Annotated in this window: 9 protein-coding genes; all 9 read left to right on the forward strand. The window is 66.4% G+C overall.

Features of this window, described 5'->3' with window-relative positions; genetic code table 11:
• Positions 1-9: 9 nt before the first annotated feature.
• The gene (locus tag FBY30_RS06285; RefSeq protein WP_142132024.1) at positions 10-2001 is read left to right on the forward strand and encodes a penicillin-binding transpeptidase domain-containing protein; all 1992 of its coding nucleotides are present in this window, start codon (positions 10-12) and stop codon (positions 1999-2001) included.
• A 25-nt stretch (positions 2002-2026) separates the two neighbouring features.
• Positions 2027-3709: an ATP-binding cassette domain-containing protein gene (locus FBY30_RS06290; protein ID WP_142132026.1), complete on the forward strand. Its 1683-nt coding sequence runs from the start codon at positions 2027-2029 to the stop codon at positions 3707-3709.
• A gap of 119 nt (positions 3710-3828) precedes the next feature.
• Positions 3829-4602, forward strand: a complete 774-nt coding sequence (locus FBY30_RS06295) for a DeoR/GlpR family DNA-binding transcription regulator (protein ID WP_142132028.1) — start codon at positions 3829-3831, stop codon at positions 4600-4602.
• A complete protein-coding gene (locus tag FBY30_RS06300) occupies positions 4599-5900 on the forward strand; it encodes an MFS transporter (RefSeq protein WP_235009357.1) in 1302 nt (433 codons plus the stop codon). Before FBY30_RS06295 ends, FBY30_RS06300 begins: the two co-directional genes overlap by 4 nt.
• Positions 5901-5922: 22 nt before the next feature.
• Entirely contained in the window at positions 5923-7419 is a 1497-nt protein-coding gene (locus FBY30_RS06305; RefSeq protein ID WP_142132030.1) for a bifunctional phosphatase PAP2/diacylglycerol kinase family protein, read from the forward strand.
• A 178-nt stretch (positions 7420-7597) separates the two neighbouring features.
• Complete coding sequence (locus FBY30_RS06310; RefSeq protein ID WP_142132031.1) at positions 7598-8521, forward strand: ABC transporter ATP-binding protein; 924 nt, start codon at positions 7598-7600, stop codon at positions 8519-8521.
• A complete protein-coding gene (locus FBY30_RS06315) occupies positions 8521-9414 on the forward strand; it encodes an ABC transporter permease (protein WP_142132033.1) in 894 nt (297 codons plus the stop codon). Before FBY30_RS06310 ends, FBY30_RS06315 begins: the two co-directional genes overlap by 1 nt.
• 270 nt (positions 9415-9684) lie before the next feature.
• Positions 9685-11088, forward strand: a complete 1404-nt coding sequence (locus tag FBY30_RS06320; RefSeq protein ID WP_142132035.1) for an amino acid permease — start codon at positions 9685-9687, stop codon at positions 11086-11088.
• A gap of 22 nt (positions 11089-11110) precedes the next feature.
• On the forward strand, positions 11111-12412 hold the full coding sequence (locus tag FBY30_RS06325) for a M18 family aminopeptidase (RefSeq protein ID WP_142132037.1): 1302 nt from the start codon (positions 11111-11113) through the stop codon (positions 12410-12412).
• Positions 12413-12518 lie beyond the last annotated feature (106 nt).

Raw genomic sequence — 12518 nt, forward strand, 5'->3', positions numbered from 1 at the left:
AATGGCGCGATGGGGAAATCAACAACAAAACTTTCGCTTGCCGTAGCTGCGCTCATTCTGGGAACCTCGCTGGTGGCCTGCGATGACGGAAAGTCCGGGGCGGAAGCCGCCGTTCAACAACTGGCCAGCGCGGTTTCGGCGCTGGATGTAGGGTCTGTGGCCTTTGACGGCAAGGACGCTGCGGCGGCCAACGACCAGCTCCACCAGGTCTTCGCGGCCCTGGACCCGCAAAAGCCGCAGGTCCAGGCAGGCGCGCTCACGCTCGACGGCGACAAGGCCTCCGCCCCTCTGAATTACACCTGGAAGTTCGGCGACGCCGAGTGGAAGTACACCATTGCGGCGAACTTCAAGAAGTCCGGCGACAAGTGGCTCACCGTCTGGGACCCTGCCCTGCTGGCACCCGGCCTTGCGGACAGCGAGATCGTGACCAAGGGCTCCCAGTCGCCCAAACGTGCGGACATCCTGGGTGCCGGTGATGTGCCGCTGGTGACCTACCGTCCCGTGGTGAACGTGGGCATCGACAAGCCCCAACTGGGCGGCGCAGACCCGGCCGATTCCGCCGGCAAGCTTGCTGCCCTGGTGGGAGTGGATCCTGCCGCCTACGTGCAGCAGGTCAAGGCCGCCGGTGAACAGGCCTTCGTTTCCGCGATCACCCTGCGGGAAGAGGGCCGGACTATCTCCGACCAGCAGATCCAGGCCATCCCGGGTGCACGGGGCATCCCTGCATCGATCCCGCTGGCCCCCAGCCGGACGTTTGCCCGTGCCGTGCTGGGCTCGGTGGGTGAAGCCTCCGCAGAGCAGATTGAAGCCTCGGGAGGCAAGCTGGCTGCAGGCGACGTCACCGGCATCGGCGGTCTCCAGCAGCAGTACGATGAACAGCTCCGCGGCTCAGACGCCGTCGTCATCCGCGCACAGCGGGCCGACCTGACCCGCGAGCAGATACAGTCGGCCGGCACCGACCCCCGCCGCGTCCTGTTCCAGGTGGACCCCAAGCCCGGGACACCACTGAAAACCACCCTCGATCCCCGGCTGCAGACGCTGGCGGAGAGCACATTGGAGGGGGTCAAACCGGCATCGGCCATCGTGGCGCTGCGTCCGTCCACCGGCGCTGTCCTGGCAGCTGCATCCGGGCCGGGCAGCAACGGCTACAACACCGCCATGCTGGGACAGTATGCGCCGGGCTCCATCTTCAAAATGGTGGATTCCCTCGCCATGTTCCGCAACGGCATGACGCCGGACTCCACCGTCCAGTGCACGCCCACGCTCAACGTGGATGGACGGACCTTCAAGAACTCCGAGGGCTACCCCGAAACCTCGCTGGGCGCGGTCACCCTGCGCGATGCTTTTGCCCACTCCTGCAACACCGCCTTCATCTCGCAGCGCGACTCTGTCTCCCAGGCCCAGCTCGAAGCGGCAGCCACGTCCATGGGAGTGGCGGTCGAGGCACCCAAACTCGGCGCCGAAGCTTTCCTGGGCTCCGTGCCCGGCCAGGCCCAGGGGACCGAGCACGCTGCCTCCATGATCGGGCAGGGCAAGGTGCTGCTGTCCCCGCTGGCCGCGGCAATCATGGCCGGGTCGGTCGCCAAGGGCGCCCCGGTCTCGGCGCAGCTGGTCCTCAATCCCGACGCCGGAGCTCCCGCTGCCGGAACGACGGCAGGGTCCACCGCGCCGGCAGCCGAAACGACGTCCACAGCCACGGCCGAGGCGCCCTCCACGGCGTCGGACAAACCCATCACCGCAGCGGAGGCGGCGTCCCTCGCGGACATGATGCGCGCCGTCGTCACTTCCGGCCACGCGGGATTCCTCTCCAGCGTCCCCGGCGCCCCCGTGGGAGCCAAGACCGGAACCGCGGAATTCGGCACCGAGAACCCGCCGAAGACCCATGCCTGGATCGTGGCCGTGCATGGCGACCTGGCCGTGGCCGTCTTCGTGGAGGACGGCGGCCTGGGTGCCACCACCTCCGGGCCGCTGCTGAAGCAGTTCCTCATCGCCGCCGGCTAGGGAGCGGCGTGGGAGGATTGACGGTGTGGCCCATATTGACGTTTCCGGCATCGACTACTTCCTCTCCGACGGCACCCAGCTCCTGAACGGGGTCACCTTCAAGGTCCCAGACGGCACCAAAACTGCCCTGATTGGCCCCAACGGCACCGGCAAGACCACGTTGTTCCGGATCATTGCCGGGGACCTGGTTCCGGACGAGGGCGTGGTGGGACGCTCCGGGACCATGGGCATCATGCGCCAGTTCGTGGGCCAGGTGCGGGACGGCTCCACAGTCCGGGACCTCCTGGTGTCTGCCGCTCCCCCGGCGCTGGCGGCCGCTGCCCGCGAGGTTGACGAGGCCGAGCTGGCCATGATGGAGCACGACGACGAACCCACCCAGATGCGGTACGCCCAGGCCATCGTGGACTGGGGGGACGCCGGCGGCTATGACGTCGAAACCGTCTGGGACGAGGTCTGCATGGCCGCGCTGGGACTGCCCTTTGACCGGGCGCAGCACCGCCCGGCGTCGACCCTTTCCGGCGGCGAGCAAAAGCGGCTGGTACTGGAGGCACTGTTCGCCGGCCCGGACGACCTCCTGCTCCTGGACGAGCCGGACAACTACCTGGACGTCCCGGGCAAGCGCTGGCTCGAGGAAAAGCTGAATGAGTCGAAGAAAACCGTCTTCTTCATCAGCCACGACCGCGAGCTGCTCAACAACGCCGCCGGCCGCATCGTCACCCTGGAACCGGGAATCAACGGGGCCGCGGCATGGATCCACGGCGGCGGCTTCGGCTCCTACGTTGAGGCCCGGGCAGACCGGAACACCCGCTTCGAGGAATTGCGCAAACGCTGGGACGAGGAGCACATCAAGCTCAAGGAACTCGTCAACATGTACAAGAACAAGGCCGCCTTCCGTTCCGACATGGCCAACCGCTACCACGCCGCCCAGACCCGGCTGGCGAAGTTCCTCGAAGTTGGACCGCCGGAGGCCCTGCCCATCGAGCAGAACGTCCAGATGCGGCTCAAGGGCGGGCGGACCGCCAAGCGCGCCATCGTGGCGGAGCGGCTGGAACTGACCGGCCTGATGAAGCCGTTCTCCACGGAGGTGTGGTTCGGCGACCGCGTGGGCGTCCTGGGTTCCAACGGTTCCGGCAAGTCCCACTTCCTGCGGCTGCTGGCAACCGGCGGCACGGATCCCGAACGCGAGCACCTCCCCGTCTCGGATGTGCAGATCGCGGAGGTGCCGCATGAAGGGACCGTCAAGCTCGGTGCCCGGATCCGGCCCGGCTTCTTCGCACAGACCCATGTCCGGCCCGACCTCCTGGGCAAGACCTTGCTGGAGATCCTGCACCGCGGCGACGAGCACCGGTCCGGGCTGGGTCGCGAGGCCGCCGCCGGAGCCCTGGACGGCTACGGCCTGGCCGGGCAGTCGGAGCAGAAGTACGAGTCCCTCTCCGGCGGCCAGCAGGCACGGTTCCAGATCCTGCTCCTCCAGCTCAGCGGCGCCACCCTGCTCCTGCTGGACGAGCCCACGGACAACCTGGACCTGCATTCTGCCGAGGCCCTGGAGCGCGCCATCGACCACTTCGAGGGCACCGTCCTGGCGGTTACCCACGACCGCTGGTTCGCACGGACTTTCGACCGGTTCCTGGTATTCGGCTCGGACGGAAAAGTGTACGAGTCCGCGGAGCCGGTGTGGGATGAGCAAAGGGTTGACCGCGTCCGCTGAGCGGTTGCCCTATCAGATATGGCTGCTATTCAGGGGCTTTAGCCGCCATATCTGATAGAGCAACGGGCGTGCAGTTCCAACTCGGTGAGCAAGTGATCAAAAGTTGATAGCATTTGATCATGAAGACGGATGAGCGGCATCGGACTATTGCCGAAATCCTCCGGCAGCAGTCGGAAGCGAGCGTTGAACAGCTGATGCTGGCTTGCGGTGCGTCAGGCGCCACCATCCGCCGGGACCTGGAGGTTTTGGCCGGCCACGGGGTCCTCCGCAGGGTCCACGGCGGTGCCAGGAGCCTGATTGGACAGGGGCAGAACCCCGGCTATGGGCAGCGCGAGCTGGAGGACCGGGACGCCAAGACCCGCATAGCGGCTGCCGTTGCGGGCCTGCTGGCCGAACGGGAACACGTGTGGCTGGACAGCGGAAGCACGGCAACTGAGGTGGCGCGGGCCGTGGCAGGGCGGGAGCTGACCCTGATGCCCATGTCCCTGCAGGCCCTCAATGCGGCATCCGCAGGTGAGGGAGGTGCCGGCACCCGGCCTGGGCTGTTGCTGCCGGGCGGGAGCGTAGTGCCCGGCGAACTTTGTTTCCGCGGGCCCCTTGCCGAATCCAATATCCGGTCCCTGCGGTTTGATACCGCCGTGATTACGCCCTGCGCAGTGGACTTCAAGGATGGCCTGCTGGCCCACGACCTGGATGATGCAGCAGTCAAGAAAGCAGGGCTGGAATCGGCAGCGCGGGTGGTGGTAGCGGCCTCGGCGGCAAAGTGGCAGGCCAGCGCGCGGGTGCTCGTGGCCAGCCTGGACCGCGTGGACACCATCGTCACGGACCGGCAATTCGGTGCACAGGACAAGGCAGAACTCGAAAAATACTCAGTGGAAGTAGTGAGCGTATGAGCACCAACACCGGGATGGAACAGCAGGCAGGACTGAAGGCTGCCGCGGCGGCCACGTTCGTGGTCTTCGGCATCAACGGGCTTGTCTTTGCCAGCTGGGCGGCCAGGATTCCCGCCGTGACCCAGACGCTGCAGATCACGTCCGGGCAAATGGGCACCCTGCTGCTGTGCACGGCCATCGGCTCCCTGCTCGCGCTGCCCACCGCCGGACTGGTGGTGGGCCGGATCGGTACCGCCAACACCGTGCGCTTTGCGGGCCTGCTGGCGGCGGCGGCAGGCGTGGGCATCGCGATGTCCCTTTCGGCCACTTCCATTCCCGGAACGGCGGTATCGCTGTTCTTCTTCGGCATCGGCATCGGCCTGTGGGACGTGGCGCAGAACATTGAAGGGGCCGACGTGGAGCACAAGCTGCGGCGGACCATCATGCCGCAGTTCCACGCGGCCTTCAGCGGCGGCGCGTTCGTGGGTGCCCTCGTGGGCGCCGGGCTGTCCACCCTGGGCGTGGACCTTCCGCTGCATCTCCTGGTGATCGCCGCCGTAGTGGTCGTGGTGGCCCTGGCGGTGCCACGCTATTTCCTCCCCCACCTGGCAACAGCCACCGTGGAGGGGGCACCGAAGCCTGCCAAGGGGCCGTCCGCCTGGCGTGACAGCAGGACACTGTTGATCGGTGTTGTGGTCCTGGGCGCCACGCTGACGGAGGGGGCCGGAAACGACTGGATTGCCAAGGCATCAGTGGACGGCCTTGCCACCTCCGAATCCACCGGCGCCCTCATGTTCGCCCTGTTCGTCCTGGCGATGACGGCCATGCGTTTCCTGGGCGGCCGCGTCATCGACAAATACGGACGGGTTGCCGTGCTGCGGGCCAGCATGGCGGCAGCCGCTGCGGGCCTGGGACTCTTTGTGCTGGCATCCAACATCTGGCTCGCAGGAATTGGTGCAGCCCTCTGGGGTGTGGGCGCCGCCCTCGCCTTCCCCATGGGGATGTCCGCCGCGTCCGACGACCCGCAACACTCAGCGGCGCGCGTTTCCGTTGTATCCACTTTGGGGTATATATCATTCCTGGCGGGACCGCCGCTGCTCGGCTACCTCGGAGACCTGACCGGGATCCACACCGCACTGCTGGCAATCATGGTGCCCATCCTGGTGGCGCTCCTGCTCGCCGGAGCCGCCAGGCCATTGCCGGTGGGCAACCTGAACGCGGGAGAGGAGACGCATCTGCAGGACCGTGCGGAGGATCCAACGAGCCAGCACTCCACAACCACGAATTCGATTGCGCGGGAGTCCACCAAGCAGGAGTGACCCTTCGGGTTAGGGTGATGACATGCAAAGCAGCAGGCCAAGGGGCCGGACCTGGATCAGCCGCCTGGACAGATACCTCTTGAGGCATGTATCCGACCTACCGGGCGGCAACCACGACGTCTTCTTCCGGCGGCTTTCCGCTTCCGCCAACCAGGGCAAGCTCTGGATAGGGGCGGCTGCGGTGATGGCGCTCTTCCCGGGCAAGACGAGGAGGGCCGCGCTGCACGGCCTGATTGCCCAGGGCGCAGCTTCGGCCGTGACCAACATGGTGTTCAAGACGCTGCTCCCCCGGACCCGTCCGCTTCCTGAACATTTGCCGGTCTTCCGCTTCGTACATCCGCAGCCCACCAGTTCCTCGATGCCGTCCGGGCATTCAGCATCTGCCGTAGCGTTCGCCGTGGGCGTGGGTTTGGTCCGCCCCGCGCTTGGCGCCGCACTGGCCCCGGCTGCCCTGGGTGTGGCCTACTCGAGGGTGCACACTGGCGCGCACTGGCCCTCCGACGTTCTGTTCGGCTCAGCCCTCGGGGCAGGTGCTGCCTTGGTAACGCGCCGCTGGTGGCCTGTCCGGCCACCCATTCCGCAGACCACCCGGGCATGGACCGAGGCGCCTGAGCTGCCTGACGGTGAAGGCCTCAGCATCGTGGTCAACACCCTGGGTGGCTCCTTCAAGGAGGAGACAGCAGGTGCCTTGCAGGAAGTATTTCCCAAAGCGCATATAACTACCGTGCAGCCTGACGAGGACCTGGTACGGCGAATCGCCGCCACCGCCGACTTGCCGGGTACGCGCGCCCTGGGTGTGTGGGGCGGGGACGGAACCGTGGGCGCAGCGGCCGCTGCCGCCGTCGAACGCTCTTTGCCCTTGCTGGTCCTCCCCGGCGGCACCCTGAACCACTTTGCCCGGGACGCCGGGACGGGGAGCCTGAAGGACGCGGTACGGGCGGCGAGCAATGGTGAAGCCGCGCTGGCAGACATCGGACTGGTCACCGCCGAGCGGGGCCTGGCCGGGAACCCGGAGGTATCCGAGGTGGCCATGCTGAACACGTCCAGCATCGGCCTCTACCCGAACTTTGTCCGGCGGCGGGAGCACCTGCAGCCTGCGCTGGGAAAACCGCTGGCGGGCGTCGCTGCCATGTTCCGGACCTTTGCGGCGGGTACGCCCACCACGATCACGGTGGACGGGAAGCGGCACAAGGTGTGGATCGCCTACCTGGGCCGGGGCCGCTACTATCCTCGCGACCATGCGCCCCTGATCCGGCCCGTCATGGACGACGGCGTGCTGGATGTCCGGCTGATCACCGCCGATGAGTCCTTTGCAAGGCTGCGCTTGCTCTGGTCCGTGCTTACGGGCACTGTGGCAAGCTCCCGGATCACCCATCTGCGGGAGGCCACGCAGGTCAGGATCGACGCCGACGGCACCCCCATGGCTCTGGCAGTGGACGGAGAGGCCCTGGCCGGAGTACGAAGCGTGGCCTACAAGGTCCGGCCCAGAGCCCTGACGTACTACTCACCGCGGCCCTGAACGGGCGGAAGTCCCGGCCAGGCGAACCCCTCAGGACAGGGAGGGCGCGGGAGGACCCTGATTCTCCCCTGAATCATCCCTGATTCGGGCGATAAGCTGCCCGCACCTCGGTAGCGTGGGGCATGAACACCCACCGAAGACCGTCCGCAGCCGTGCGCTGCCGTCCAAAGGATGATTCATGATCGAGGCAAACGGGCTGACCAAGGTCTATGGCGCCAAAACCGCCGTGGCCGGCGTCAGTTTCACCGTTAAAGCAGGGCAAGTCACCGGCTTTTTGGGACCCAACGGGGCAGGAAAGTCCACCACCATGCGCATGATCATGGGACTGGACCGGCCCACGTCCGGATCTGTCACGGTGAACGGCCTGCCCTACGTCCGGCACCAGGCGCCACTACGGCAGGTGGGTGCCCTGCTTGACGCCAAAGCGGTCCACACCAGCCGCAGCGCCTACAACCACCTGCTGGCCATGGCGGCCACGCACGGCATCCCCAAAGCCCGGGTACACGAGGTGATCGAGATGACCGGGCTGGAGGCCGTGGCCCGCAAGAAGGCCGGCGGTTTCTCACTGGGCATGGGTCAGCGGCTGGGTATCGCAGCCGCCCTGCTGGGGGACCCGCAGACCCTCATCCTGGACGAACCGGTCAACGGCCTGGACCCTGAGGGCGTGGTGTGGGTGCGGAACCTGGTGCGGTACCTCGCCGGGCAGGGGCGCACGGTGTTCCTTTCCAGCCACCTGATGAGCGAGATGGCCCAGACTGCCGACCACCTGATCGTCATTGGCCGCGGCCGGGTGATTGCCGACGCACCCATCAAGGACATCATCACCGGCAAGGGGCAGTCACGGGTCCGCGTCCGCACCGACCAGCCTGACCGGCTTCATCAACTGCTCACCCAACGGGGCGCCTCAATTGACGAGCCGGAACGTGAGCTGCTCGAAGTAACGGGCCTGGAGCCCAAAACAATCGCCGCGGCCGCCCTGGAAAACCAGGTCATGGTCTATGAACTCACACCCCTCGTTGCCAGCCTCGAGGAGGCATACATGGAACTGACCAAGGACGACGTCGAATACCACTCCCTGCCCGCCGCGGAGGTCAGCAAGTAATGAGTTCCACAACCACCGAATCCCTGTCCTCCCGCGAACCCGCGCCGTCCCCCGCCGGACCAGCCTCCCGCAACGCCAAACGGCCCCATCCCGGCCCCACCTTTTTCCGGGTCCTCCACTCGGAGATCATCAAATTCCGCAGCCTCCTCTCCACCTTGATCCTGCTCGCCTCCACGGCAGTGGTCATGGTGGGATTCGGCGCGCTGTCCGCGTGGGGAACGGGCCAGTTCACGAACGCCGCCACCCGGGATCCGCAGGCGGCCGCGCGGATGGCATCCCAGGGCGGAGACCTTGCCATCAGCGCCCCCACGTCCGGCATCGCCTTCGCGCAACTGATCCTGGGGTCGCTGGGTGTGCTCCTGATGAGTTCGGAATTCACCACGGGCATGGCCCGGTCCACCTTCGCAGCCGTACCCAAGCGGATCCCCGCATTCGCCGCCAAGCTGGTGGTGGTAATGGTGACGTCCTTCGTGGTCACCGCCGTGTCCACATGGTTGGCCGGGCTGGTGGCCGTGCCCATCCTGGACAACTACGGCCTGAAACTGGACATGGGCAGTTCCCAGTCGGTGAAGCTCCTCCTGGTCAACAGCATCTACGTGGCAGCGGTGGCCGCCATCGGCATGGCCCTGGGCACACTGCTTCGGAATTCCGCCGGTGGCATCATGAGCCTGGTGGGCATCTTCTTTGTGGCGCCTCTTGCCTTCCAGCTCATCCCTGGGGACTTCTTCAAGGAAGCCCGAAAGTACCTGCCTGGCAACACGGTCGAGCCGCTGACGGCTGTCCAGCACGTTCCGGACACCCTTGAGGCCTGGCAGGCAGGGATGGTCCTCGGCGCCTGGGTGGTGGTTCCCGTCCTGCTGGCTGCCGTCCTGCTGAAACGCCGGGACGTCTAAGCCGCGGCTCCTGTTTGGCCACACGGTCATACGGACACGTGGTTTCCGGCACATGACAAATATGCCTGTCAGGAAACTTTTCTTGCTTCTGATGGTTTCTGCTTGGAGGGCCGTCCTGTTCCTTGGAGCCAGATCTGTTGGACTGCACAAAGCAGGGCGGATAATGGCGGACCTAGGGTGAAACGACGATGTGGTGCATCACACGGTCCGCCGGTGTCCACCACGGCACGTCGCTCAACCCATGCTATTTCCCAACAGGACGGCGCTTCCATGCATGCTGACCAGCAACTTTCAAAGTCCCTGAAACCCAGGCACCTGTCCATGATCGCCATCGCCGGCGTGATTGGTGCAGGCCTTTTCGTCGGCTCGGGGGCGGCCATCCAGCAGGCCGGCCCCGGCATCCTTATCGCTTACGCGGCCGCAGGCCTGGTGGTGATCCTGGTGATGCGCATGCTGGGGGAGATGGCCGCTGCCAACCCCGAAACAGGTTCATTCTCAACCTACGCGGACAAGGCCCTTGGCCGCTGGGCGGGGTTCAGCATCGGCTGGCTCTACGCGTGGTTCTGGATCATCGTCCTGGGCATTGAAGCCACGGCCGGCGCGGCCATCATGCACCGCTGGGTGCCGGGCATCGACCAGTGGGTGTGGGCCCTTGCCCTCATGGTGCTGCTGACGCTGACCAACCTCGGTTCCGTGAAGTCGTACGGCGAGTTCGAATTTTGGTTCGCGTCCATCAAGGTGGCCGCCATCGTCCTCTTCCTCCTCTTCGGTGCTGCCGCCATCCTGGGCCTCATCCCCGGCGTCCCCGCACCGGGGCTGAGCAATCTGATCAACAACGGCGGCTTTATGCCCAATGGTCCAGGCGCCGTCCTGGCAGGCATCCTTGTGGTGGTCTTCTCCTTCTTTGGCGCTGAGATCGCCACCATCGCCGCCGGCGAATCAGAAAACCCGGTGGATGCCGTGAAGAAGGCAGTGAAATCCACCGTGTGGCGAATCCTGGTCTTCTACATCGGTTCCATCGCCGTGGTGGTCACCCTGCTTCCCTGGAACTCCGCATCGGTAGCAAAGAGCCCGTACGTGGCCGTCATCGAACTGTTCGGCATCCCCGGCGCCGGAACCATCATGGACGTCGTAGTCCTCACTTCCGTGCTTTCCTGCCTGAACTCCGGCCTTTACACGGCCAGCCGGATGCTGTTTTCCCTCTCCACCCGCGGCGACGCGCCCCGCTCCTGGACCCGCATCTCCAGCCGGGGGGTTCCCGCCGCTGCCGTCCTTGCCTCCACCGTGGTCGGGTTCGTGACCGTCGGCCTGAACTACATCGCACCGGACACCGTGTTCCTCTTCCTGGTGAACACCTCGGGCGCCATTGCCCTGTTCGTATGGCTGGTCATCTCCGCCTCGCAGCTGGTCCTCCGCCGCCGCATGGGAGCCGCGGCCAAGGACCTGCAACTGAAGATGTGGCTGTTCCCGTACCTCACCTGGGCAGCGATTATCAGCATCGTGGCCCTGCTCATCGGCATGGTGATCGTCGAATCCACCCGGGAATCGCTGCTGCTCTCCCTGGCCCTGGCTGCCGTGGTCGTAGTGGTCGGTGTGCTCCGCTACCGGCGGAACGGCGCTCCCGCCGGCCAGCCGGCCGTAGCCGCCGAACCCACAGCGGCGCCTGCCGAGTAAGCGCGGCGTTAGACTCGGGACCATGCCTTTGCCTTCCTCTGCCGCAGACCACATCCAGGACCTTGGCGCCTATGTCAGCGCATCGCCGTCGAGCTTCCACGCCGCGCACGAAGGCGGCCGGCGGCTGGAGGAGGCAGGGTTCACCCGCCTGGATGAGCTGCAGCCGTGGGAGGGCGGGCCGGGCCGGTTCTTCATCATCAGGGACGGTGCACTGATCGCGTGGGTGATCCCCGAAGGTGCGGGGCCAACCACGGGGTTCAACATCCTGGGGGCGCACACCGATTCGCCGTCGTTCAAGCTCAAGCCCAAGCCAACCACCGGCGCCTACGGGTGGCTCCAGGCCGGGGTGGAAATCTACGGCGGACCGCTGCTGAATTCCTGGCTGGACCGCGAGCTGCGGCTCGCGGGCCGGCTGGTGATGCTCGACGGCACCGAGCACCTCACGGCCACCGGACCGCTGCTCCGTTTCCCGCAGCTGGCCATCCACCTGGACCGGGCCGTGAACGAGGGACTTACCCTCGACAAGCAGCGGCACATGAACCCGGTGTGGGGGCTGGGGAATCCAACCGATTCGGACTTGCTGGGCGTGTTGGCAGCTGCCGTTCCCGGCGCCTCCGTCGACCCGGGACAGATTGGCGGGTACGACGTCGTCATTGCAGACACGCAGGAGCCTGCGGTTTTCGGGGGCGAGGGGGAGTTCTTCGCATCAGGGCGGCTGGACAACCTTTCAGCCACGCACGCCGGGCTTGCGGCGCTGGTTGCCCACTCGGGTTCCGGGGATGCCGGCGGCCCCATTGCCGTCCTCGCCGCGTTCGACCACGAGGAAATCGGCTCCAACTCCCGCTCGGGTGCGTGCGGACCCATCCTTGAAGACGTGCTGGTGCGCATCTCCGACGGCCTGGGCGCGACGGCGGGCCAGCGGCGGCAGGCCCTGGCGGCGTCGTTCTGCCTCTCGGCCGACGCTGGGCACGCGGTGCATCCGAACTATCCTGAGCGGCACGATCCCGCCAACCACCCCGTGCTGAACGGCGGCCCGCTCCTCAAGATCAATGCCAACCAGCGCTATGCCACGGACGCGTATGGTGCCGCCTTCTGGGCACGGCTGTGCCGCGAGGCCGGCGTGCCGTACCAGGAGTTCGTGTCCAACAACGTAGTGCCGTGCGGCTCCACCATCGGTCCGCTTACGGCCACCCGCCTGGGCATCCGGACCGTGGACGTGGGCGTGCCGCTGCTGTCCATGCACTCCGCGCGTGAGCTCTGCGGGGTGGAGGATCCCCTGCGCCTGGCCGCCGTGACGGAGCTGTTCTTCGGGACGGCTGCGTAGTTTTCTCCTTTGCGGCACCACAAAGGTCCGTGCGGGTAGCCACATGCCCGGGCTGATGCCCTAGTTCCTGCAGGGAGCCCGCTCTACGGTGAAAAGGGCAGATGTC

The organism is Arthrobacter sp. SLBN-83 (assembly GCF_006715285.1).
Taxonomy (GTDB): Bacteria; Actinomycetota; Actinomycetes; order Actinomycetales; family Micrococcaceae; genus Arthrobacter.